The 23,627-nt window shown below is 71.6% G+C and carries 21 protein-coding genes and 1 pseudogene; 13 read left to right on the forward strand and 9 right to left on the reverse strand.

Annotation, left to right across the window (positions count from 1 at the left end):
* Positions 1-18: 18 nt before the first annotated feature.
* Together ACGH52_RS01285 and ACGH52_RS01290 are read right to left on the reverse strand one after the other, a co-directional pair.
* Positions 19-969 carry an alpha/beta hydrolase gene (locus tag ACGH52_RS01285; RefSeq protein ID WP_399936901.1) on the reverse strand — a complete coding sequence of 317 codons (951 nt, stop codon included), beginning with the start codon at positions 967-969 and terminating at the stop codon, positions 19-21.
* Positions 970-1,069: 100 nt separating this feature from the next.
* Complete coding sequence (locus ACGH52_RS01290) at positions 1,070-1,858, reverse strand: DUF427 domain-containing protein (RefSeq protein WP_399936903.1); 789 nt, start codon at positions 1,856-1,858, stop codon at positions 1,070-1,072.
* A gap of 305 nt (positions 1,859-2,163) precedes the next feature.
* Here ACGH52_RS01290 and ACGH52_RS01295 point away from each other — a divergent pair, with 305 nt between their 5' ends.
* The 3 genes from ACGH52_RS01295 to ACGH52_RS01305 all read left to right on the forward strand — a co-directional run bounded on the left by ACGH52_RS01295 (position 2,164) and on the right by ACGH52_RS01305 (position 4,825).
* Positions 2,164-2,634 carry a carboxymuconolactone decarboxylase family protein gene (locus ACGH52_RS01295; RefSeq protein WP_399936905.1) on the forward strand — a complete coding sequence of 157 codons (471 nt, stop codon included), beginning with the start codon at positions 2,164-2,166 and terminating at the stop codon, positions 2,632-2,634.
* A gap of 115 nt (positions 2,635-2,749) precedes the next feature.
* Complete coding sequence (locus ACGH52_RS01300) at positions 2,750-4,285, forward strand: MFS transporter (protein ID WP_399936907.1); 1,536 nt, start codon at positions 2,750-2,752, stop codon at positions 4,283-4,285.
* 45 nt (positions 4,286-4,330) lie between these two features.
* A complete protein-coding gene (locus ACGH52_RS01305; RefSeq protein ID WP_399936909.1) occupies positions 4,331-4,825 on the forward strand; it encodes a cupin domain-containing protein in 495 nt (164 codons plus the stop codon).
* Positions 4,826-4,944: 119 nt separating this feature from the next.
* Here ACGH52_RS01305 and ACGH52_RS01310 read toward each other — a convergent pair whose 3' ends face one another.
* Positions 4,945-5,397, reverse strand: coding sequence for a cupin domain-containing protein (locus tag ACGH52_RS01310; protein ID WP_059296913.1), 453 nt, complete (start codon positions 5,395-5,397; stop codon positions 4,945-4,947).
* 278 nt (positions 5,398-5,675) lie between these two features.
* Between ACGH52_RS01310 and ACGH52_RS01315 the strand changes: the two genes are divergently transcribed.
* From ACGH52_RS01315 to ACGH52_RS01325, 3 genes are all read left to right on the forward strand, one after another.
* Complete coding sequence (locus ACGH52_RS01315; protein ID WP_399936911.1) at positions 5,676-6,416, forward strand: SDR family oxidoreductase; 741 nt, start codon at positions 5,676-5,678, stop codon at positions 6,414-6,416.
* A gap of 121 nt (positions 6,417-6,537) precedes the next feature.
* On the forward strand, positions 6,538-9,225 hold the full coding sequence (gene aceE / locus ACGH52_RS01320; protein ID WP_399936913.1) for a pyruvate dehydrogenase (acetyl-transferring), homodimeric type: 2,688 nt from the start codon (positions 6,538-6,540) through the stop codon (positions 9,223-9,225).
* A gap of 109 nt (positions 9,226-9,334) precedes the next feature.
* Entirely contained in the window at positions 9,335-10,519 is a 1,185-nt protein-coding gene (locus ACGH52_RS01325; protein WP_399936915.1) for a 2-oxo acid dehydrogenase subunit E2, read from the forward strand.
* Between the two features lie 90 nt (positions 10,520-10,609).
* Here ACGH52_RS01325 and ACGH52_RS01330 read toward each other — a convergent pair whose 3' ends face one another.
* From ACGH52_RS01330 to ACGH52_RS01345, 4 genes and pseudogenes are all read right to left on the reverse strand, one after another.
* The gene (locus ACGH52_RS01330) at positions 10,610-11,101 is read right to left on the reverse strand and encodes a GNAT family N-acetyltransferase (protein ID WP_059296917.1); all 492 of its coding nucleotides are present in this window, start codon (positions 11,099-11,101) and stop codon (positions 10,610-10,612) included.
* 107 nt (positions 11,102-11,208) lie between these two features.
* A complete protein-coding gene (locus ACGH52_RS01335) occupies positions 11,209-12,051 on the reverse strand; it encodes an alpha/beta fold hydrolase (protein WP_063124323.1) in 843 nt (280 codons plus the stop codon).
* A gap of 148 nt (positions 12,052-12,199) precedes the next feature.
* Positions 12,200-13,819, reverse strand: a pseudogene (locus ACGH52_RS01340) (cytochrome bc complex cytochrome b subunit).
* 327 nt (positions 13,820-14,146) lie between these two features.
* On the reverse strand, positions 14,147-15,085 hold the full coding sequence (locus ACGH52_RS01345) for a 2-hydroxyacid dehydrogenase (RefSeq protein ID WP_399936917.1): 939 nt from the start codon (positions 15,083-15,085) through the stop codon (positions 14,147-14,149).
* 197 nt (positions 15,086-15,282) lie between these two features.
* On the opposite strand from ACGH52_RS01345, the gene ACGH52_RS01350 reads away from it, so the two are divergent.
* The 5 genes from ACGH52_RS01350 (at position 15,283) to ACGH52_RS01370 (ending at position 20,779) form a co-directional block, all read left to right on the forward strand.
* Positions 15,283-16,047 carry a class I SAM-dependent methyltransferase gene (locus ACGH52_RS01350; RefSeq protein WP_059296920.1) on the forward strand — a complete coding sequence of 255 codons (765 nt, stop codon included), beginning with the start codon at positions 15,283-15,285 and terminating at the stop codon, positions 16,045-16,047.
* Between the two features lie 146 nt (positions 16,048-16,193).
* Positions 16,194-17,456, forward strand: coding sequence for an NAD(P)/FAD-dependent oxidoreductase (locus ACGH52_RS01355; RefSeq protein WP_399936920.1), 1,263 nt, complete (start codon positions 16,194-16,196; stop codon positions 17,454-17,456).
* Positions 17,453-18,196 (forward strand): PIG-L deacetylase family protein, encoded by a 744-nt coding sequence (locus ACGH52_RS01360; RefSeq protein ID WP_399936922.1) that lies wholly within the window; start codon positions 17,453-17,455, stop codon positions 18,194-18,196. Before ACGH52_RS01355 ends, ACGH52_RS01360 begins: the two co-directional genes overlap by 4 nt.
* Before the next feature lie 91 nt (positions 18,197-18,287).
* Entirely contained in the window at positions 18,288-19,388 is a 1,101-nt protein-coding gene (locus tag ACGH52_RS01365; protein WP_399936924.1) for a phenazine antibiotic biosynthesis protein, read from the forward strand.
* On the forward strand, positions 19,388-20,779 hold the full coding sequence (locus ACGH52_RS01370) for an aldehyde dehydrogenase family protein (RefSeq protein WP_399936926.1): 1,392 nt from the start codon (positions 19,388-19,390) through the stop codon (positions 20,777-20,779). The genes ACGH52_RS01365 and ACGH52_RS01370 overlap by 1 nt, the downstream gene beginning before the upstream one ends.
* Before the next feature lie 6 nt (positions 20,780-20,785).
* Here ACGH52_RS01370 and ACGH52_RS01375 read toward each other — a convergent pair whose 3' ends face one another.
* Complete coding sequence (locus ACGH52_RS01375) at positions 20,786-21,406, reverse strand: DUF5134 domain-containing protein (protein WP_399936928.1); 621 nt, start codon at positions 21,404-21,406, stop codon at positions 20,786-20,788.
* Positions 21,407-21,660: 254 nt separating this feature from the next.
* Here ACGH52_RS01375 and ACGH52_RS01380 point away from each other — a divergent pair, with 254 nt between their 5' ends.
* Together ACGH52_RS01380 and ACGH52_RS01385 are read left to right on the forward strand one after the other, a co-directional pair.
* A complete protein-coding gene (locus tag ACGH52_RS01380; protein WP_059296926.1) occupies positions 21,661-22,557 on the forward strand; it encodes an RNA polymerase sigma-70 factor in 897 nt (298 codons plus the stop codon).
* A gap of 123 nt (positions 22,558-22,680) precedes the next feature.
* Positions 22,681-23,178, forward strand: a complete 498-nt coding sequence (locus ACGH52_RS01385; RefSeq protein WP_059296927.1) for an Ohr family peroxiredoxin — start codon at positions 22,681-22,683, stop codon at positions 23,176-23,178.
* Positions 23,179-23,205: 27 nt separating this feature from the next.
* Here the strand turns inward: ACGH52_RS01385 and fdxA are convergent, their stop codons facing one another.
* Complete coding sequence (gene fdxA / locus ACGH52_RS01390) at positions 23,206-23,595, reverse strand: ferredoxin (protein ID WP_399936931.1); 390 nt, start codon at positions 23,593-23,595, stop codon at positions 23,206-23,208.
* Positions 23,596-23,627 lie beyond the last annotated feature (32 nt).

Raw genomic sequence — 23,627 nt, forward strand, 5'->3', positions numbered from 1 at the left:
GAGAGTGGCCCTTCCAGATCAGTCGGTGCCGAGGGCCTTGCGCAGCACGTGGATCGCCTGCTCGATCGCCGCGGTGGAGGCCTGCGTTCCGCGGACCGGGTTGAGCATCATGAAGTCGTGCAGGGTGGCGTTGTAGCGGACGGTCGTGGTCGGCACCCCGGCCTGGATCAGCTTGCGGGCGTACTCCTCGCCCTCGTCGCGCAGCACGTCGTTCTCGTCGACCGCGACGAACGCCGGAGGCAGCCCCTGGAGGTCCTCCAGGGTGGCTCGCAGCGGCGAGGCCGTGATCTGGTCCCGCTCCGCCGGATCGGGGGCGTAGGCGTTCCAGAACCACTCCATGGCCTTCGCGGTCAGGTGCGGTCCGTGCGCGAAGACGCGGTAGCTCTCCGTGTCCTGCCCGGCGTCGGTGACGGGGTAGTAGAGGGACTGGTGCAGGAAGGTCACGCCGCCGCGCCGCTTGGCCATGTGAGTGAGGGCTGCGGTCATGTTGCCGCCGACGGAGTCGCCGGCGACGACCATGCGGGAGCCGTCCAGGCCCTCGTCGGCGCCCTTGGTGGTGACCCACTGGGCGGTGGCGTAGGCCTGCTCGATGGCGACGGGGTACTGCGCCTCCGGAGAGCGGTCGTACTCGACGAAGACCACGGCCGCCTCCGCGCCCACGGTCAGCTCCCGCACCAGGCGGTCGTGGGTGCCCGCGTTTCCGAGGATCCAGCCGCCACCGTGCACGTAGAGGATCACAGGCAGCACGCCGGTGGTGCCGACGGGCTTGAGGATGCGCACCCGCACGTCACCGACCTCGGCGGGCACGGTGATCCACTTCTCGTCCACGTCCGGCTTCTCCACCGGACCGGACTGGACGTCGTCGAGCAGCTTGCGGGCTCCCTCGACACCGAGTTCGTACAGCAACGGCGGCTTGGCGGTGGCGTCGGCGAAATCCTGCGCGGCGGGCTCGAGAACGATGTCGCTCATGGTCACTCCTTGCGGTGATGAGGCTTTTGGATGGCTTTCCACCTCATGAGACCGTGTGAGGAGTCGATGTGTGACGCTTCGGGCCCGCACAACGCTTCGGCTAGTCGGATCCCACCCGGGTGGGATCCACCGGCTTCGGCAGCAGGAAGCCGTCGACGTACAGATCGACGTGCTCGTTGTAGAACGCGGTCAGTCCGGCGATGCGGTTGGCGTGGATGGTCGGGAAGTCGTACGTCCAGGCGATGTCCTCGTGGGCGCCGGTGTCGCCGTCGAACGACCAGTAGTCGCTCGTCGTTCCCTTGTAGGGGCACCGGGTCACCGTGTCGGAGTGCCGCAGCCGGGTCCAGTCGATGTTCATGGGGTCGAGGTAGTAGCGGGTCGGCAGACCGGTCTCGAACAGCTTCACGCAGCCGGAGGCTTCCGCCAGCACGACGCCGTCCACCTCGACCCGGACGGTGCTGCGCGAACGCAGCGCGTCCACGCGCGAGTACGGGCTGCGCGGATGGACGAAGACCGGCTCGTCCTCTTCGAACCAGGCGTCCAGCGCCTCCCATTCGAAGCGCACCGTGTCGCGCAGGGCTTCGGGGGAGCCCTCCCCCCAGACCCATGCCGCTCCCGCACGGACCTCCGGACCGACCCGCAGGGTGTGGCGGTGAGCGGGCCCGGCACCGAGCTGCTCGGTGTGCTTGTCGTCGTCGAGCACGCCCTCCACCAAGTCCTCGATCGGGATGCTGAACTGCGGGTACGCCTGCCACTCCCACACGTACAGCGCGCGGCGGGTGTCGAAGGCGACACGGCCCCCGACCATCCCCCGGATGCGGCGGGGAACGGGCTCGACGTGTCCGATCGGGACGATGAGGCTCGGGTGCAGGACGCTCTCGGTAGCCATGGTGATCACCTTGGAGTTCGCTGGGGGATGGTGCGCTCGCCGTACCCGGGGCCCGGGAGGGCGGCGCCGACTCGGGCCGACGGGCCTGGTCCACTCGTTCGATGCTACGCCCGTGCACGGCGACCACACCGAATGCGGCCGTGGTGTGCGTCATTCTTCACACGGTGTGCCTTGAGATGGGTCAGGCCTGCGGACTCCGAGGCCGGGGAACGGAAGGTGGCGCATGCGGACTGATCCGGTTGTCACAGAACGCGCGGGCACCCGGTCAATGGTCCGTAACCGTTCCACCCTTGAGGAGATACGTCATGGACGCGCGCATCAACTACTTCGGCAACGCCCTGGCGGGCAAGGTCATGAAGCACCTGAACTCGGCCGGAGCGGCGGTCCAGTCCGCTCTTCCGGTCGCCACCCAGGAACTGGTGAAGATCCGGGCCAGCCAGATCAACGGCTGCGGCTTCTGCACGGACATGCACACCAAGGACGCCGCCGCGGCGGGCGAGGACCAGCAGCGACTGAACCTGGTCGCCGTGTGGCGCGAGGCCACGGTCTTCTCGGACGCCGAGCGCGCGGCCCTGGAACTGACCGAGCAGGGGACCCGCATCGCGGACGCCTCCGGCGGCGTCTCCGACGAGGTGTGGGCCGAGGCCGCGAAGCACTACGACGAGGACCAGCTCGCCGCGCTGATCTCGCTGATCGCCGTCATCAACGCCTACAACCGCATCAACGTCATCAACCAGCAGCCCGCGGGCGGTTACAAGCCCGGCATGTTCGGCTGATCCAGCCTCTCCGGCCGCGCGGCAGCTCGGCCGGACGCGTGCCGTCCGTCGCCTGCTCACCCCGACCCCCGAGCAGGCGACGGACCGCTCGGGCCACGCCACCCCAGGACTCGACATGAACCGCTCCCCCGCTCCCGAGAGCACCGCTCCCCTCCGCATCGCCGGCGCCCGTGGGCGGTGGACCCTACTGGCCACCGTCCTCGGCTCCGGCGTCGTGCTGCTCGGCTCGACCGTCACCAACATCGCGCTCCCGCGCATCGGCCAGGACTTCGACGCCGATCTCGGCGTCCTCCAGTGGACGGTGAACGCCTACATGCTGACCCTGGCGGGGCTCATCCTGCTGGGCGGTTCCCTGGGCGACCGGTTCGGGCGGCGTCGCATCTTCGTCCTGGGCCTGGTGTGGTTCGCGGTCGCGTCGCTGCTGTGCTCCATGGCCCCGGACACCACCACGCTCATCGCCGCCCGGGCCCTGCAGGGTGTCGGGGGTGCGCTGCTCACGCCCGGGTCACTGGCGATCATCGAGGCCTCCTTCCATCCGGACGACCGGCCGCGCGCGATCGGCCTGTGGTCCGGATTCGGCGGCATCGGCGCCGCTCTGGGGCCGTTCGTGGGCGGGTGGCTGGTGGACGGGCCCGGCTGGCGCTGGACCTTCGTGCTGAGTGCCGTCCCGGCGCTGCTGTGCGTCCCCGTCGCCCTGCGCCATGTTCCGGAGTCCGTGGGCGCACCGCGCAAGAAAGCAGTGTCCACGGCAGGGGCGGGGGCCCGGCGCGGGGTCGGCTTCGACGTTCCCGGCGCCGTCCTGGGAGCCCTGGCCCTGGCGCTGGTCACCTATGCGCTGACGGAGGCGCGCGACGGCGGGACCGTGGCCGTCGCCGCGGCCGTCGGCGGTGTCGTCGCGGGCGCCGCGTTCCTCCGCGTCGAACGACGCAGCGGCGACCCCATGATGCCGCTGGCGATCTTCTCCTCCCGGCAGTTCACCGCCGTCAACGTCATCACCCTGTGCGTGTACGCGGGGACGGGCGGGTTCTTCTTCCTCACCGCGCTGCAGTTGCAGATCGTCGTCGGGTACTCGGCGTTGGCCGCCGGGGCGGCGATGCTGCCGAACACCGTGCTGATGCTGCTGTTCTCGTCCCACGCCGGGATGCTTGCCCAGCGGCTGGGGCCGCGGGCCCCGCTCACCGTCGGCCCGCTGGTGTGCGGAGCGGGGATGCTGATGATGCTGCGGGTCGGTCCGGGCGCGTCCTACATCCAGGACATCCTCCCCGCCCTCATGGTGATGGGCGCCGGCATGGTCGTCATGGTCGCCCCCCTGACCGTGACTCTGCTCGCCTCGGTGGACGCCTCGAACGCCGGACTGGCCAGCGGCATCAACAACGCCGCGGCCCGGGCGGCGGGGCTGGTGTCCGTCGCGGCACTCCCGCTGCTGGTCGGGATGGGCCCGGAGGCCTACCGGTCGGACACGGCCTTCGACGCCTCGTTCGGCCGGGCCATGCCGCTGTGCGCGGTCCTCCTCGCCGTCGGCGCGGCGGTCGCTTTCGGCACGCTGCGGCGGTCCGCCACCGCACCTCGTCCGGCGCACGGGCACACCCACGGCTGGCTGACGGAACCCCCACTGGTGTCCCGCTTCGCCCATCATCAAGCCGTCGAATGACAACCGGCGCCGCGCGCAGCGCTTGCCGTACGAAAGGAACCAGACATGTCGTACCCGTACCCGGAGCAGAAGTACTGGGGCGAGGACGGTGAGGTCAGCGCCGTCTTCCGGCCGGCCACCACACCGCCGAACCTGGGTGAGAGCGGCACCGGAAAGGACGCCACCCACTACCTGGCCACCACGGCCACCACACGGGGCGAGTTCGGGCTGTACCGGGTGGAGATGCGGCCCCGGGCGGGCGGCCCCAAGACCCATTTCCACAAGCGGATCTCGGAGTCCTTCTTCATCCTGGACGGCACCGTGCGCGTCTTCGACGGTGTGCAGTGGGTCGACGCCCGCAAGGGTGACTTCCTGCATGTCCCCCAGGGCGGGCTGCACGCCTTCCGCAACGACTCCGACGCACCGGCCGACATGCTGCTGCTGTTCACCCCGGGCGCCCCGCGCGAGGAGTACTTCGAACAGGTCTCCCAGCTGGGGCACGCTACCGAGGAGGAGCGTGCCGCGTTCTTCGACCGGCACGACTCGTACTTCGTGGAGTAGGAGCAGGGGTAGGAGCGGGAGCCATTGATACCGCGCAACGACGGGGCCCCGCATCCGTGACCTCCCGGCCTGGCCGGTGTCACGGGTGCGGGGCCCCGTCGTGAGTGCCCGACCGAGGGTCAGGCGGTGGGCCGGGGTGCGCGCAGGTGAGCGCGCTCCTTCAGCTCCGCCTCGTCGACCAGTTCGAGCATGGGCTTGCCGGGCGCGCACATCATCGTGACGACGAACTCCGTCTTCTCGTCGCTGAGCGCGTTGCCGTCCTGGTAGTGGATGGCGTCGCCGCCCGGCTCCCAGAAGGTGCCGCCGGCCTCGACCACACGCTCGGGCTCACCCTCCAGTTCGAAGCGGACGGCACCCTTGATGACGTAACCGAACGCCGGTCCGGAGTGGCGGTGCGGCGGGGTGCCGGGGTCGCCGGGCTCCCACTCGACGTGGATGGTCATCGCCGAGGCGCCCTCGGGGACGACGATCGGCGAGGCGTCCTGGATCATCTTCGCCGCGCGGGTCCAGCTCGGGCCGTCCGCGTCGCCGGTTCCGTGTCCGTGGTGGGCGTGCTGTGCATTCTCCGACATCGAGTCGCACCTTCCGTGGTTCCGCCGTGACCGGGCGGCACGTCGTCCGCCGTCACGGGGTCGTCTCCGGTCGTGATGACCGCTCGCCCTCCTGACCGGGTACGGGGCGGGTCTGTGACACCGCGCCGGAGCGGTCGGAGGCGGCGGCCGCCCCGCACGGTGTCACACGAAGGACATGCCATCTGTCTACGAGAGACGGGCACGGTGGCACTCCGCATCCGCCACGATCCGCCCACGACACCCAGCGGGGTCATCGGCCCCCGACGGAGGAGACGCAGATGAGAGTCGTCGTTGCAGGTGCCACCGGACTGATCGGTTCCCGGACCGTCGCGCGGCTCAGGGACCACGGGGTGGAGGTCGTGCCCGTGTCGCGGGGGGAAGGAGTAGACGTCAGCACCGGCCAGGGTCTGCACGGAGCGCTGCGCGGCGCCGAGGTGGTCGTGGACGTCACCGACGCACCCTCCCGGCGGCAGGAGGCCAGCACCGCGTTCTTCACCACCGCGACGGGCAACCTCCTCCAGACGGCCGCCGCCGCGGGCGTCGAGCACTACGTGGCGCTGTCGGTGGTGGGCGCCGACCGGATCGGGGCGGGCTACTTCCAGGCCAAGGCGGCGCAGGAGGATCTGGCCCGGCACACGACCGTGCCGTACTCCGTGGTGCGTGCCACGCCGTTCCACGAGTCCGTGGAGGCCGCCGCCTCGGCCGGCTCCCGGCCCGACGGCGTGCACGTGCCGCCGCTGCTGCTGCGGCCCGTCTCGGCGGACGACGTCGCCGCGGTCCTCGCCCATGTCGCGGTGGGGCTGCCGCAGTTCGGCGTGGTCGAGACAGCGGGGCCCGAGGAGCTCCGGCTGGAGGACGTCACCGCCGAGGTGCTCGGTTTCCTCGGTCGGCCCGGCCCGGTGATCGCCGATGTGGGGGCCCCGTTCTTCGGCGCGGTGCTCGAGGAGCGGGCCCTGCTTCCCGGGCCGGACGCCCGGCTGGGCCATCACACGTTCACCCAGTGGCTCAAGAGCCGCTGACCCCGCCGGGTGGCGCTGCCCGTCGCCCGGATCTCCCTCCCCCTCAGACCTGTCGCCCCGCGACACCCACCGTGTCCGCGGCCGATGCCGCCGACACCCACGCCGTGACAAGAAGGCTGCCATGAGTGAACCCTCCCGGCCGACCGAGAACCCTGTGATCAGTGAGCTGGACCAGCTGCCCGACCGCGACAGCGAGGAGACCGCCGAGTGGCGTGCCTCCCTCGACGCCGTGGTGCGCAACGCGGGACCGGAACGGGCGGTCTACCTGCTCCGGCGGGTGCACGAGTTCGCCGCGCGCACGGGCACCTCCCTGCCGGGGCTGCTGTATTCGGACTACATCAACACCGTCCCGGCCGCCGCGCAGCCGGAGTTCGACGGTGATCTGGAGATGGAGACCAGGATCACCGCGCTCAACCGGTGGAACGCGGCGGCGATGGTCACCCGCGGCTCGCGCCTGGGACTGGGCGGTCACATCTCCACCTACGCCTCGGCGGCCTGGCTCTACGAGATCGGCTTCCACCACTTCTTCCGGGGCAAGGACGGCGACGGCTCCGGCGACCAGCTCTTCTTCCAGGGACACGCTTCCCCCGGGATCTACGCCCGGGTCTTCCTGGAGGGGCGGCTGAGCGAGGCCCAACTGGACGCCTTCCGACGGGAGGCCGGAGGTCATGGCCTGCCGTCCTATCCGCACCCCCGACGGCTGCCGTGGCTGTGGGAGTTCCCGACGGTCTCCATGGGGCTGGGCCCCCTCAGCGCCGTCTACCAGGCCCGCTTCAACCGCTATCTGCACGCCCGCGGCATCAAGGACACCTCCGCCTCACGGGTGTGGGCGTTCCTGGGCGACGGGGAGATGGACGAGCCGGAGTCGACGGCCGCCCTGACCCTGGCATCCCGCGAGAACCTGGACAACCTGACGTTCGTCATCAACTGCAATCTCCAGCGCCTGGACGGGCCGGTACGGTCCAACTCGAAGATCGTCCAGGAACTGGAGGCACGGTTCCGCGGCGCCGGCTGGAACGTGGTCAAGACGCTGTGGGGCGAGGCCTGGGACCCGTTGCTGGGGCAGGACACCACCGGCGACCTGGTACGGCGCCTGGGCGAGGTGCCCGACGCCGAGATGCAGACGCTCGCCGCGCGGGACGCGGCCTACATACGCAAACACTTCTTCACGGGTGACGCCCTGTCGGCGCTCTCCGCCTCCCTGAGTGACGCGCGGGTGGTCGAGCTGTTCGAGAACTCGCGGGGCGGCCACGAGCCGTTGAAGGTGTACTCCGCCTACCGGACCGCCGTCGAGCACCGGGGCGCCCCGACGGTGGTCCTCGCCCAGACGGTCAAGGGCCACACGCTGGGCCCGGCGTTCGAGTCGCGCAACGCCAACCACCAGATGAAGAAGCTCACGATGGAGCAGTTCCGGGCGATGCGCGACCTGCTGGAGCTGCCCATCCCCGACAGCGCGCTCGCCGGTGACCAGGTGCCGTTCTGGCACCCGGGGGAGGACTCGCCCGAGGTGCGGTACCTGCGCGAGCGCCGGGCCGCGCTGGGCGGGCCCGCACCCGTGCGTCGAGTGGTCGCCAAGCCGCTGCCCGAACCGCCCGCCAAGCCCTTCGAGGACCTGGAGAAGGGGTCGGGCCACCAGGAGATGGCCACCACGATGGCGCTGGTCCGGCTGGTCAAGGACCTGATGCGCGACCCGGGGAGCGGGGCACGATGGGTGCCGATCATCCCCGACGAGGCCCGCACCTTCGGCATGGAGTCGATGTTCCCCACCGCGGGCATCTACTCGCCGCACGGCCAGACCTACGACCCGGTCGACGCGGACCAGCTGCTCCACTACAAGGAGAGCACGACCGGGCAGCTGCTCATCGAGGGCATCACCGAGGCCGGTTCCGTCGCCGAGTTCGCCGCCGCCGCGACGTCGTACGCCACGCACGGCGAACCCATGATCCCCTTCTACATTTTCTACGCCATGTTCGGTTTCCAGCGGACCGGCGACCAGTTCTGGGCACTCGGCGACCAGATGGGCCGCGGCTTCGTGGTCGGCGGCACCGCCGGGCGCACGACGATGATCGGCGAGGGCCTGCAGCACGGGGACGGCCACTCGCACCTGCTCGCCTCCACCAATCCGGCGGCCGTCAGCTACGACCCGGCGTTCGCCTACGAGATCGCGGTCATCGTCCGGGACGGTCTGCGCCGCATGTACGGCGAGCGGCCCGAGGACGTCTTCTACTACCTGACCGTGTACAACGAGCCCAAGCACCAGCCCGCCATGCCGCCGGTTCCCGGCATCGAGGAGGGCATCGTCCGGGGCATCTACCGGTACCGGCCCGCCGAGGCGGCCGCGGCCGGGCCCCGGCTCCAACTGCTCGCCTCCGGTACGGCGATCCACTGGGCCCTGCGCGCGCAGGAACTGCTCGCCTCCGACTGGGGAGTGCGCGCCGACGTGTGGTCGGTGACGTCCTGGACGGAGCTGCGCCGGGACGCGATGCGCGCCGACGACGCCCGGATGCGGGGCGAGGAAGGCATCCCGTTCGTCACCAGCGCCCTGTCCGGGGCGCCGGGGCCGGTGCTGGCCGTCAGCGACTGGATGCGGCAGGTGCCCGACCAGATCGGCCAGTGGGTCGAACAGGACTACTACTCCCTGGGCACCGACGGTTTCGGGCTGTCCGACACCCGCGAGGACGTGCGCCGCTACTTCCGGGTGGACGCCGAGTCGATCGTGGTGACCGCACTGGACCGTCTGACCCGTGCGGGGCAGGTCCCGCCGGAGACGGTCGCGCGGGCCCGCGCGCAGTACGGCCTCGACCGCTGAACCGCCGTACAAGGCGACCCCTACCGCCCGCGTCGTCCGACGCGGGCCCTGCACGACAGGTCCGGCGTAGGCGCACGCCACGCCGGGCCGTGAGGAGTTGAACGTCATCATGAGCGTTTCCGTGACCCTGCCGGCCCTCGGCGAGTCCGTCACCGAGGGCACCGTGACCCGCTGGCTGAAGCAGGTCGGTGACCGCGTCGAGGCCGACGAGCCCTTGCTGGAGGTGTCGACCGACAAGGTGGACACCGAGATCCCCTCCCCCGCCGCCGGCGTCCTGCTGGAGATCCTCGCCGCCGAGGACGAGACGGTCGAGGTCGGTGCCGGCCTCGGCGTCATCGGCGCGCCGGACACGGCACCGGCGGCCCCGCCTGCAGCCGCACCCGCACCGACGGCTCCGGCACCCACTCCGGCTCCGGCTCCGGCCGAGCCTTTCGTGCCGCCTGCCGCGACCGCCGTTCCGGCTTCCCCCGCGCCGGCGCCCTCGCCCGCGCCGGCGACTCCGCAGGCCCCGGCACCCGCGCCCGCGCCGGTGCGCGCCGCCCCGGCGGAGGACACGTCCTCGCTCCGCGGCCGCACGGTTCCGATGACCCGTATCCGCCGGGCCATCGGCAACAACCTCAAGAAGGCACTGCTGGAGCAGGCGCAGCTCACCTCGACGGTCGAGGCCGACGTCACCCGGCTGATGCGCCTGCGGAACCGGGCGAAGGACGGCTTCCTGGCACGCGAGGGCCTCAAGCTCTCCCCCATGCCCTTCTTCGTCAAGGCAGCCGCCCAGGCGCTTAAGGCGCATCCGGTGGTCAACGCCCGGATCAACGAGGACGAGGGCACCATCACCTACTTCGACACCGAGAACATCGGGATCGCGGTCGACACGGAGGCCGGTCTGATGACCCCGGTCGTCAAGGCGGCCGGTGACCTCACCGTCGCCGGGCTCGCCCGGGCCGTCCACGACCTCGCCGACCGGGCCCGCGGTGGTCACCTGACCCCCGACGACGTGTCGGGCGCGACCTTCACGATCTCCAACACCGGTTCGCGTGGTGCGCTGTTCGACACAGTCATCGTGCCGCCGAACCAGGCCGCGATCCTCGGCGTGGGCGCCACGGTCAGGAGGCCGGGGGTGGTGCGCGTCGGTGACGAGGAGGTCATCGGCGTCCGGGACCTGGTGCACCTGTCGCTGTCGTACGACCACCGGCTGGTGGACGGGGCGGACGCGGCACGCTACCTGACGTCGGTCAAGGCGCTCCTGGAGTCGGCGGCGTTCGAAGACGATCTGTATCCCGACGCCGCTGCGTGAGCGGGAAGAGCCGGTGCGGGCGTCGCCCGCACCGGCTTTTCCGTCTGCGGCGCAGGCCGTGGATGCGGTGTCCGAGGGGGCCCGCGCACGTCACCGCCCGGGGGCGGAGGGGTGGGCCATCAGGTCGTGGGCCGAGACCGAGGCGGTGACGGCGCCACCCTCTTCCCTGCGCTGTACAGGAACGGGCGCGTGGCGCAGCATGGCGTCGATCCGCTCGTCGCCGGCCAGGAAGAGGCCGTAGATCGTCGTCCAGCCGCCGGCCCGCGCGTGCTCGCCCAGGTGCTGGAGCAGGCGGGTCCCGATTCCACGGCTCTGCCAGGAGTCCTCGACCAGCAGCGCCGCCTCGACAGCGGTGTGATCCGGCATCAGGTGGCCCACGGCGACGATGCGGCCGGTGGTGCCCAGGGCCGCCAGGTGTACCGATCCGGGGCGGGACAGCAGAGTGGGCACATACGTGCTGGGGTCGTCCATCGCCCGGTGGTAACGGCTCCACAGGGTCTGCGGGGAACATCGGCGGTGCATCGCCGCGGTGCGGGCGAGTTGGCCGGGGCCTATCGGGATGATCCGCGGTTCGCGGCGCATGAGTCCGTCCTTGAGCGGCCGGGAACCGGTGCGCGACACGCACACGGTGCGGGGTCGGGAAAAGGGCCGGCGGCGAACCGCCGGCCCTTCGATCACCGGGTGCGCTCTCAGCGCACCGAGCGGGCGGCGTCCTCGATGACGCCGGTGACCTTTCCGGGCTGCGAGACGCTAACCGCGTGGGACGATCGCACCTGCGTGGTGTGGGCACCGGCCCGCTGGGCCATGAACTCCTGGGCCGCGGCCGGGATGTTGCGGTCCTGGGTGGCGACCAGGACCCAGGAGGGAATGGTCTTCCAGGCCGGTTCGGCCGCTCCCTCGCCCAGGGCCGCCTCGGTGACCGGTCGTTGGGTGACGGTCATGAGGTCGGTCTTGTTGCGGGGCACGTCGGCGGCGAACTGCTGGCGGAACTTGTCGCTCTGGATGTAGAGGTCGGTGCCCGGGGAACCGTCGGCGTTCGTGACCGGCACCGGGCGCAGCGCCTGGGCGAGGGTGCTGCCGGGGAACCGCCCGGACAGGTCGCCCGCGCTCTCGCCCTTCTCGGGGAGGAAGGCGGCGAGGTACACCAGCGCTTTGACGTTCTTGTTGCCGGTGGCGGCGTTGCTGATGACCGAACCGCCGTACGAGTGACCGGCGAGCACGACGGGGCCGTCGATTCCGGCCAGGACGTCCTTGAGGTAGGCGGAGTCGCCGCTCAGGGAGCGCAGCGGGTTGGCGACGGCGACGACCGGGTAGCCGTCGTGCCGGAGCTTGTCGATGACGCCGTTCCAGCTCGTGGAGTCGGCGAACGCACCGTGGACCAGGACGACGGTGGGCTTGGGGCCCCGGTCGGTGGTGTCCTTGTCGGCGGAGGCCGGGGCGATCGTGGTGGCGAGCAGGCCGGCGGCGATACCGGCGCCGGCCAGGACGGTCATCGTCGTACGGGTCCGGCTTGTACGGGAGGTGCGGTTCATGTCGCATGCCTTTCGGGGCGGGGCGGGGCGGGATCGTGATCGGTGTTCGCGGCACGTTGTGTCGCCTTTTCACCTTTGAGACCGGAGACCCACCAAATGCGTGACATGGTGTGAAAATGGTCTCCGCCCGTGTGTGTCGCCTCGCGGTTCAGGACCCGTGCCGACCGGTGAGTTCTTCGTGCTCGGTCGCCGTGGGCTTGGGGATCTGCGTGCCGGGGCCCTAGAGGAAGCCGCTGAGCCCGGTGCGCAGGCGCTGTGTGCGGCGGGCCACGGCACCGTCCCCGTCGCCCGCGGGTACGGCGTCCAGTGGCCGGTTCTGCTCGTGCGAGGTCAGCGTGTGCAGTCGTGCGGGGTCGAGAGGCTCGTGGACCTCGACGTACTCGCCGTGCGGCAGGCGCTTGATCACGCCGGTCTCTCGGCCGTGCAGGACCAGGTCGCGGTCCCTGCGCTGCAGTGCCAGTGCCACGCGCTTGGTGACGACGAAGGCCAGGACGGGGACGACGAAGAGGCCGACGCGCACGGCCCAGGTCACGTCGTTGACGGACACGTGCAGGCGGGTGGCGATGATGTCGTTGGCGGCACCGATCAGGGCCACCGCGTAGACACTGAGCCAGGCCACGCCGAGGGCGGTGCGTACCGGGCGGTTGCGGGGACGGTCCAGCAGGTGATGCTCGCTGTCGTCGTCCGTCACCCAGGCCTCCAGGAACGGATAGGCCCCCATGGCCAGGAAGAGCAGCGTCCCGGCCAGCAGCGGCAGCAGGTTGTCCAGGGCCAGGGTGTGGCCCCAGAAGTCGATCTCCCAGCCGGGCATGACGCGCAGCAGTCCGTCGGCGACGCCCATGTACCAGTCGGGCTGGGACCCGGCGGAGACCTGGTCGGGACGGAAGGGGCCGTAGTCCCACACGGGGTTGATCTCGGCGACGGCGGCCATGAAGAAGATCACGCCGGTCACGAGGAAGAAGTAGCCGGCGGCCTTCACGGCGTACACCTTGGCCGGAAGACCGACGACGTTGTCGCGGGTACGGCCGGGTCCGGGGTACTGCGCCGGCCGGTGGCGCAGGGCCAGGACCACGTAGCCGACGATGAGGACGACCATGAGTGCGGGGATGACCAGGACGTGCAGGGTGTTGAAGCGGGCGATCAGGTCGTCGCCGGGGAACTCACCCCCGAAGAGGAAGAACGACAGATAGGTCCCGACGATGGGGATCGACAGGATCGTGCCGTTCACGACCTGGAGGCCGGTGCCGGACAGCAGGTCCCCCGGCAGGTCGTAGCCGGTCAGACCCGCGAACATCGCGAGGACGAGCAGTCCGAACCCCAGCACCCAGTTCAGCTCCCGCGGCTTGCGGAACGCGCCGGTGAAGAAGACCCGCAGCATGTGGGCGAGGACGGCGGCGACGAAGACCAGGGCCGCCCAGTGGTGTGCCTGGCGGACGAGCAGGCCGCCTCGGACGTCGAAGGAGATGTGCAGGGTCGAGTCGAAGGCCTCGGACACCAACTGTCCGCGCAAGGGGGCGTAGTCGCCCTGGTAGACCACGAGGTCGGAGGAGGGGTGGAAGTAGAAGCTCAGATAGACGCCGGTGATCAGCAGGATCACGAAACTGTAGAGCGCGATCTCGCCGAGCATGAACGACCAGTGGTCGGGGAAGACCAGGCGCCGGGCGGAGCGCACGATCGGGCGGCGGCCCAGCCGGCTGTCCGCCCATCGGGCGAGCCTCTCCCCCGTGCGCTTCTGCTCCGGCTCCACCGGCCGGCTGTCGTGGCCCATCTCTTCACCCTTCGTTTCTGCGTCACACGCAGCGCGGCGGTGGCGGCCTTGGCCGTGGATCCGCGGCACTGGCGCGGCGCGAGGGCTTCCGGCCGTGCGGCCGTGGTGGGGGTGGGGGACGCCCCCGCGGATCGCCCGCCGGGAAGACCGTCGGCACACGTATGGTGCGACGAATCCGACTCGTCCGACGCTGTGCTGTTCGGCAGGATTCGTGTACTGCTGTCGTCAGCATGACCGGTGAGACGGTGCGGGTGTGACATGCGCGGCGCCCGCGGGCAGGACAGCGGCGGGACGGCCCGACGCGGCTTCCGCCCCCGGGACCGGGCGTCAGCGGGACACGACGTTCTCCAGCTCCTCACCTGCGGCGAAACGGCTCAACTGGCGCCGGATGAGCTGTTCGAGGCGGGGCCACAGGGACGACGTGAACGCGCCGACGTGCGGCGTGATCAGCACGCCGGGTGTCTCCCGCAGCGGATGCCCGGGCGGGAGCGGCTCGGGGTCGGTCACGTCGAGCGCGGCCCGCAGCCGGCCCTGGTGCGTCTCCTTGAGCAGGGCGTCGGTGTCGACGACGGCCCCGCGTGCCACGTTGACGAGCAGGGTGCCGTCCTTCATGCGGGCCAGCATGCCCGCGTCGAAGAGCTGACGGGTCTTCGGGGTCAGCGGGGTGGACAGCACGACGACATCGGCGTCGGCCACGAGCTGGGGCAGGTGTGCGGCGGAGCGGACGGGGCCCCGGGGTGCGTCCCGGTCCGCGCCGGCGACACGGGTCACCGCACATCCGAACGGCACCAGGAGTTCCTCCAGCGCGGAGCCGACGGCGCCGTAGCCGACGATGAGCACGGACCGCCCGTACAGGGACGGGAAGACCTCCGGTCTCCACGCCCCGCCGTCCTGGGCGCGGACCGACTCCGGTATGCCCCGCAGCGAGGCGAGGATCAGGGTCAGGGCCAGTTCGGCCGTGCTCGGAGCGGGGGCCGCACCCGCGTTGCACAGGGTCACGGGGTGAGGGAGCCGGTCCAGCTCCGCGCGCAGTTCGTCCGTACCGGAACTCAGGGCCTGCACCACACGCAGACTCGTCATCCGGGGCAGGGGCTTGCCGATGACATCGATGTCTTTGGTCAGCGGCGGGACGTAGAAGTTCACCTCGGCCGGGTCCGACGGGAAGGCCGAACGGCCGTCCCAGCGGGCGTACTCCAGTCCCGTCGGCAGGTCGGTGAGATCGGCGAACTGGGCGGGCAGCCATACCTGCGGGGTTCTCACGGTCATGACGACGTGCTCTGCTTTCCCTCCGGGTTCCGCGAGTCGGAACCAGAGAACTGACTGCGTGTGCCACACACCTGTGACAGCACGGTCCCGTGACGGGGATCACCTCGGATCCGCTCGGGCCGGGCCCCCGCTCGGGCCGGGCCCCCGCTCGGGGCACCCGCTGTCACACGCCCGGCTCACACGTTGTCTAGCTGGACATGCACCCCGTCATCACCGGAGCATCCGCGTCCCGGCCGGACCCGGACTCCTACGCCGTGACCGCCGAGTTCTACGACATCCTTCAGGCCGACCGGGACGCGGCACGCGTCCGCGACCTCTACGGCCGGCACGTCGCGCGGGCCCGTCTCGGTGTGCTGGACATCGGTGCCGGGACCGGCCGGGTCACGCTGATGAGCCTGGCCGAGTCCGCGGCCGACGTGCACGCCGTGGAGCCCGCGCGAGCCATGCGCACGTCCCTGCTCACCCGCCTCGCCACCCTGCCCGCGCGTCAGCGCGAGCGGGTGACCGTGCACCCGTACGCCCTGGGCGAGGCGGCGCTGTACGCAGCGGCGGACGTCGCCGTGTGCCACAACACGGTCGCCTGTCTCCCCCCGGCCGCGCGGGACGCTCTGTGGCCCGCGATCCACGCGGCCCTGGCCCCCGGGGGCACGCTCCTGCTGGAGCCGCCGCCCGCCCTGCTGCCCCCTCGCACCGTCGTGCGCCGCCTGCCGGAGCAGCGGGTGGGCGCGCACGTGTACGGCGGACGCATGACGATGTCCGCGGCGGGATACCGCATCCGCACACGTGTCGACTACTGGGTGCACAGCGGGCGGCATGTCCTTCGGGAGCACACGGAGTCGTTCTGGATGTGGCCCGCCTCGCGCACGCGGATCATTGACGACCTGGCACGGCACGGCTTCGTCCCGCTGCCGGGGCACGGTGATCCGCGTGTTCTGGCCGTGACGCGACCGGCCCGCCGGTGAACGGGCGGGCGGAGCGCGCGGCGAACTCCGGGAGCTCGGGGCCAGATGGGCCCGTGCCACGGTGTCACAACGCGTGTAGTCGCCCGGTCTGAAGGGTGACCGGACCACTCGGTCCGTGTGCGCCTCACAGACTGGGACGGGATCTCATGCCGCGTGCGAAGACGTTCGTGATCGTCGGGGGCGGCCTGGCCGCCGGCAAGGCCGCGGAGGAGCTGCGCGAGCACGGCCACGACGGGCCGCTCCTCGTGATCGGGGACGAACGGGAACGACCGTACATCCGGCCGCCGCTGTCCAAGGGGTACCTGCTGGGCAAGGAGGACCGCGAGTCCATCCACGTGCACCCCGAGAGCTGGTACCGGGACCACGACGTCGATCTGCGCCTGGGCACGAGCGTGACGTCCGTCGACGCGCGGGGCCGGGCGGTGACGCTGGACGACGGCCGTCGCGTGCCCTACGCCGGTCTGCTGCTCGCCACCGGTTCCTCGCCGCGCCGCCTGTCGGTGCCGGGCGCGGACCTGCAGGGCGTGCTGTACCTGCGGCGCGTGGGCGACAGCGAGCGCCTCAAGGAGGCGTTCACCGAAGGCGCGCGGATCGTGGTGGTCGGAGGTGGCTGGATCGGGCTGGAGACGGCGGCGGCGGCCCGGGCGGCCGGCGCGGAGGTCACCGTGCTGGAGCGCGGTGAGCTGCCTCTGCTGAAGGTCCTGGGCCGGGAGGCGGCCGAGGTCTTCGCCAATCTGCACCGGGACCACGGTGTGGACCTGCGTCCCCATGCCCAGATCGAGGCCGTCACCGGAACCGGAGGCCGCGTCGACGGGGTCCGGCTCGCCGACGGAACCCACCTGCCCGCGGACGCCGTGGTCGTGGGGGTGGGCATCACGCCCAACGTCCGCCTGGCCGAGGAGGCCGGCCTCGACGTGCGCAACGGCATCGTGACGGACGCCCGCCTGCGGACCTCCGCCGACGGTGTCCACGCCGCCGGTGACGTCGCCAACGCCTACCATCCCCGGCTCGGCCGGCACCTGCGCGTGGAGCACTGGGCCAACGCGCTGCACCAGCCCCGTACCGCCGCGCTGAGCATGCTCGGCCAGGACGCGGAATACGACCGGCTGCCGTACTTCTACACCGACCAGTACGACCTCGGCATGGAGTACACCGGGTACACCGAACCGGGCGGCTACGACCGCGTCGTCTTCCGCGGGTCGCGCGAGGAGCGGAAGTTCCTCGCGTTCTGGATGTCCGGCGACCGGGTGCTGGCGGGGATGAGCGTCAACCTGTGGGACGTGATCGGGACGATCCGCGCCCTGATCGAGTCGGACGCGGAGCTGGACGAAGCCGCCCTCGCCGATCCCTCGGTCCCGTTGGAGAGCCTGCTTCCCCCGCACGCGCGACCGGCAGGAGACCAGGCGTGACCGACAGCGCTCCCGCACCGCTGCGCCCGATGCCGGACGACTGGCGGCGGGCCCTGGCCGTGGTGGCCCACCCCGACGACCTCGAGTACGGGTGCTCGGCGGCCGTGGCCTCCTGGGTGGCCGACGGCCGGGAGGTCACGTACCTGCTCGCCACCCGCGGTGAGGCCGGTATCGACACCCTGGGTCCCGGGCGGGCCGGCCCCCTGCGGGAGGTGGAACAGCGGGCCGCCGCCGCGGCGGTCGGTGTCCGCGCGGTGGAGTTCCTCGACCACCGGGACGGTGTGATCGAGTACGGCGTCTCCCTGCGCCGCGGCATCGCCGCCACCGTACGGCGTCACCGGCCGGAACTGGTGATCACCCTGAACCACCGGGACACGTGGGCCACCGGGGCCTGGAACACCCCGGACCACGTGGCGGTGGGCCGCGCCGTACTGGACGCGGCGGCGGACGCGGGCAACCGCTGGATCTTCCCGGAGCTGGCCGAACAGGGGCTGCTGCCCTGGAACGGCGTCCGCTGGGTGGCCGTCGCCAACTCACCGGTGCCGTCCCACGCCGTGTCCGCCGAGCCGGGCTTCGAACAGGGCGTCCAGTCCCTGCTGCGGCACCGGACCTACCTCGAAGCCCTGACCAAGGAGGATCCCGAGACGTACGCGCGCCGCTTCCTGGGCGAGAGCACCGGCGTCCACCGCGCTCGGTTCGCCGGCACTCCCGCCGCCGCCTTCGAACTGTTCAGCCGATGACCGGGCGCCCGCGGGCCCCCTACGCCTCTCCCCGCCGTCGCGACTCCCGCCATCCGCACGGGCCGGTGCCCGTGTCGAGGAAGGACCCCTCATGATGTACGACTCCCCCGCCGTCCTGGACGCCGGACCGTCCGACGGCGTGGATCCCGACGAGTTCGTGCGCGCCGCGGTGCGCTGGCACTTCGACCCGGAGACCGGGTCCCGCTACTGGCTTGACCGGGCCGAACGGCTCGCCTTCGATCCGCGGCGGGACGTCAAGGGCGTGGACGACCTGGCGCTCTTCCCCGACCTGAGCGACGAACTGCGCCAGGTCCCGGTGGCGGACCTGATCCCCCGGGGTTACGGCGGCGACGCCCGGCTGCTCAACGTCTTCGACAGCGGCGGGACGACCGGGGCGCCCAAGCGGGTGGTCCAGCTCGACGACTGGATGCGGCACAGCACCGCACAGGTCGACCGGCGTCTGCGGGAGCACGGGCTGCCCGTCGGCGCCCAGTGGCTGACCGTGGCGCCGACCGGTCCGCATCTGGTGGGGGACGTGCTGCAACGGGCGGCGGCCTCACTCGGCGGCCCGGGACTGAGCATCGACATGGACCCCCGGTGGGTGCGGAAGCTGATCGCCACGGGCCGCGGCGACGAGGTCGAGTCCTACACCGACCACCTCGTCGAACAGTGCCGGCGGATCCTGCTGACCCAGGACATCGGTGTCCTGGCCGCCACCACGCCCCTGCTGGAGCGCTTCGCCCGCGAGGACGACCTCCTGGAACGGATCAACGGTTCGGTCCGGGCCATCGTCTGGGGCGGCACCCACATGGACCCCGACACCCGTCACCTGCTGGCCACGGAGGTCTTCCCCGAGGTGCCGCTGATCGGCATGTACGGCAACACCATGATGCTCACCGCACTGCTCGAACGCGCCGGTCTCGACGCCTCGCAGCCCTGCGTCTTCGACCCGGTGTCGCCGTACGTGTTCCTGTCCGTCGTCGACCCCGCCACCGGGGAACGCGTCGCGGTGGGCGAGCGCGGCCAAGTGATCGTCAGCCACGTCAGCAAGTCCATGCTCATCCCCCACAACGCCGAGCGCGACACGGCCGTGCGCGTCCGGCCCGCGGGCGGTCACGCGGGCGACGCCGTGGCGGACGTGGCGCCAGTGCCCACGGTGCGGGGCGAGACCGTGATCGAGGGTGTGTACTGATGGCCACCGCCGATGTCGCCGAGCCGGTGTACCTGGACGCCCTGGGCCCCCGCGGCCCCTACCGCACCCGTGTCCCGGACACCGTGACGGACGTGTCCGGTGTCGAGGTGGCGCGGCTGAGCCTGGTGCCGCCGGTGTACGTCGACCGGGCGCTGGCCGCGCTGCGCAAGGCCGGGCCGGTCCCGGTGGCCGGCCTGGACGCGCTGCTGGAGGCGGCCGCCGAGGAGTTCGCCACCGGCACCGTCGGCGGGCTGGGCGTGCGCGAGTACGAGTACCTGGTCAGCCGGACCTCCGGCACCCCGCTGACCGTGGTGCGCGACGCGACACGCGGCACGGCGAGGTTCGTCGGCCGCGCCCGTGCCTCCGCCGAGCAGGGCAGGCCGCGCGGAACGGTCCGGGAGCGCCTGGACTCCTCCGTCGGGTCCGGGTACGCCGTGTGGGCCCGCCGGGGCGAGGTGTTCGCCGTCAACGCCTCCGGCAATCATCCGGGGGTCCACCGGCTGTGGCTCGAGGCGCTGGCCCTCGGCTACCGCGTGGCCGTACGGCCGTCGCGGCGCGAGCCGTTCACCCCGCACCGCCTGGTCGGCGCGCTGCACCGGGCGGGCATCGGCCAGGACCGGCTGGCGCTGCTGCCCACGGACCACCGGACCGCGCGGACGCTGATCCGCGGCGCCGACCGTGCGGTGGTGTACGGCGGTGACGAGATCGTCGACCGCTACGCCCACGACGCCCGCGTGCTGCCCCAGGGGCCGGGCCGGACGAAGATCCTCGTCACGGCGGACACGGACTGGCGGGAGCACCTGGACACGATCGTCGCCTCCGTCGCCGACGAGGCCGGCACGGCGTGCGTCAACGCCACCGCCGTCCTCGTCGAGGGCGACCCGGCACCGCTGGCGGAGGCCCTTGCGGCGCGCCTGTCCCAACTGCCCGGTCTGCCGCCTCAGGACACCCGGGCGGTTCTCCCGGTGTGCCCGCTGGACCGGGCCCTGGCCCTCGACTCCTACCTGAGGTCGGTGGCGGCGGGGACCCGCGCCTGGCTCGGCGGTGACGGCGTCGTCGACGACCTCGGGGACGGAAGTGCCGTCCTGCGGCCGGCCGTCCATCAGGTCGCCGACGCCGGTGCCCCACAGGTGGGGACCGAACTCCCCTTCCCCTGTGTGTGGGTGGCGCCCTGGAGCCGCTCGGACGGCATCGCCCCGCTGCGCGGGACACTCGTGCTCTCGGTCCTCTCCCGCGATCGTGCGCTGCTCGACACGCTGGTGGCGGAACCCTCCATTGCCAACGTGTACGCCGGTGACCACCCGACGTACTGGATGGCTCCGGGAGTGCCCCACGACGGCTACCTGTCGGACTTCCTGATGCGCGGCAAGGCCGTGGTCGGGATCGAGTGACGGCGGTCAGTGGGGCAGCAGCAGCATCACGGCCGTCCCCAGGGCCATCGCGCCGTCGCGCACGTGCCTGTACGGGTTCGTGGCGGCGGCGCGGTGCGCGGGGTCCGTGGCGGTCCGCAGCGCGGGCATGGGGCGCGTCAACGACCGCAGGGCGCAGCCGAGGAGATACACCGTCAGTACGACGGTGACCAGGGCCGCCGTCGTCGAGGCGTCGGCGGCATGGCCGTGGGCCGCGGTGTGGTGCGCGGCCGGGACGCCCGCGGCCGCCACGGTTTCGGAGGCGGCGGCGCCGGACGGGGTCCGTGACATCCAGACCATCGCCGCCATGCCGACGGCGGGCGTCAGCCGGTCGGCGAACACCGTCGCGGCCCGGGCGGTCAGCAGGAACCACAGTGCGGCGGCGGTGAAGAACACCGTCGCGGCCCGGCCGGACAGGGGTGGGCCGAGACTCCAGGGCATCGCCGCCATGGCCGCCGCCATGGCGCAGTGCAGGACGAGGTCCACGCGGTCACGGCGGCCCGCACCCGGTGACCGGACTGCGTGCCACAGCAGGTGCAGGGCCACTACGGTGAACAACAGCGTCAGCATGCCGTGCACGGCATCGAGAGCCGGCGTCCTGTCCGACACGGTGTGCCCCTTCTGGTCCCTGGCGGTTCGCTGTCCTGACCGGGAGCGGGATCGATCCGTGACAGGGCACGTGCGCGGGGCCGGGCGGGGCTGCCGGGCACAGGGGGTCCGCCGACGACAATACGTGTCTGAGGGTGACCCGTTGCCACGGTGTGCCACCTGTGGGATCCATGCGCACGCGTGCGCCCCTCCGCCGACGCGCCCGTCCGCGCCCGCTTGTAGCATGGGGTGCACGAAGCCAGAAGGGATGTTCCATGCACGCTGGCGCCCCACCCGGCACCCTTGACCAGGCGACGAAGGACTTCCTTTCGGCGCGCCCGCAGCTCTTCGGTATCGCGTACCGGGTCCTGGGTAGTGCGGCGGAGGCCGAGGACATCGTGCAGGAGACCTGGCTGCGGTGGCAGAGCACCGACCGTTCGAAGGTGCACGAACCGGCCGCCTTCCTGACCACGGTCGCCACGAGGCTGGCGATCAACGTGGCCCAGTCCGCGCGGGTTCGCCGGGAGTCCTACGTCGGGCCCTGGCTCCCCGAGCCCGTCGACACCACGCAGGATCCGCACCTGGGCGCGGAGCGTTCCGAGGCCGTGGAGATGGCGGTCCTGCTGCTCCTGGAGAAGCTGAACCCCGTGGAGCGCACCGCCTACGTGCTCCGGGAGGCGTTCGACTACCCCTACGGACGGATCGCCGAGATCCTGGAGACCAGCGAGGCCAACACCCGCCAACTCGTGAGCCGGGGCCGCAAGCACCTGGCCGCCGAACGCAAGGAGGCCGTTACCCCGACAGCCCACAGACGGCTGCTGGAGGTCTTCCTCTCCGCGGCGCGGACGGGCGACCTGTCGGGCCTGGAGGACGTGCTCACCGCCGACGTCGTCAGCTACACGGACGGCAACGGTATCCGCGGCGCGTCGAGGATCCCGGTCGTCGGGCTGCCCCACGTCTCGCGCTACCTCGTGGCCTTCGCTCCGCGCTTCTGGCCGCAGTCGCAGGTCCGGTGGGTCGAGGCGAACGGCCGGCCGGCCGTCCTGGTCCTGTCCGGCGAGAAGGCCGTCGCCCTGCTGACCGCCGACATCTCGGCGGACGGCATCGACCGGCTGATGTGGGTGATGAACCCGGCCAAACTGGCGCCCTACGTGGCCTCCCTGCGGGACTGACCTGCGGTCGGGGGTCCTCGGCCACCGACGGGGCAGGCGTCACAACAACGGTTGCTCGTCGGTCATCCAGTCGTCCCGGACGTCTGCCGGGACCGCGTACCACGACGACACCGGAGCCATCCCGTGACCGAGCGGATCAAGTTGCCCACCCTGTCGACCGAGAAGGATTTCGACGGGGAGGAGTTCTCGCCCATCTACACCACCACGGTGACCGTCCAAGGTGGTGGGGCCTCGCACGGGCGGGCCTCCGGCCATGCACGCTCGGCGGACGGGGCCTTGGACCTCGATCTGCGGATGCCGGCCGAGCTGGGCGGTGACGGCCGGGGAACCAACCCCGAGCAGCTCTTCGCGGCCGGTTTCGGCGCCTGCTTCCACGGCGCGCTCAGCCTGCTGGCCCGGCAGGAGGCGCTGGATCCCGCGGCGATCTCCGTCGTGGCGACCGTCGCCTTCGGCCGGGACCCGGAGGACGGCGGTTACCTGCTGCGCGTCGATCTGGTGGTGCGGTGGCCCGGTGTCGATCCCACGACGGCCGACGAGCTGATCGAGAAGGCCGACGCGTTGTGCCCCTACGCGCGCATGGCGTGGAGAGGAACGCCCACCACCATCACACTCGCCTCCTGACCGGGCATGCTCGGTGGTGGCGGCCGATCAGGAGGGGAACCACAGATCCGCGTCGGCCGCTTCCTCCTTGCGGACGGTGAAGAAGGAGATCTCCTTCTTGTGCGGCCCGCTCTGCGGGGGCAGTGCCTCGACCACCGGGTGATCGCCGACGGCGTCACGCCGTACGCGCGGCGGGGAAGCCGCCTCGTCGAAGTACTCCGCGTTGACGGCGAGGTAGTGCGCCCAGTGCCGCGGCAGATCGTCCTCGTGGAAGATCGCCTCCACGGGGCAGGCGGGTTCGCACGCATGGCAGTCGATGCACTCCGCCGGGTTGATGTAGAGCGTGCGCGCGCCCTCGTAGATGCAGTCCACGGGGCATTCGGTGACACACGCCCGGTCCTTGATGTCGACGCAGGGCTGTGCGATGACGTACGTCATCCGTCTTCTCCTCCTCGGCCGTCGGACATCCC

The sequence above is a fragment of the Streptomyces sp. BBFR25 genome (genome assembly GCF_044590125.1).
Classification (GTDB): Bacteria; Actinomycetota; Actinomycetes; order Streptomycetales; family Streptomycetaceae; genus Streptomyces; species Streptomyces canus_D.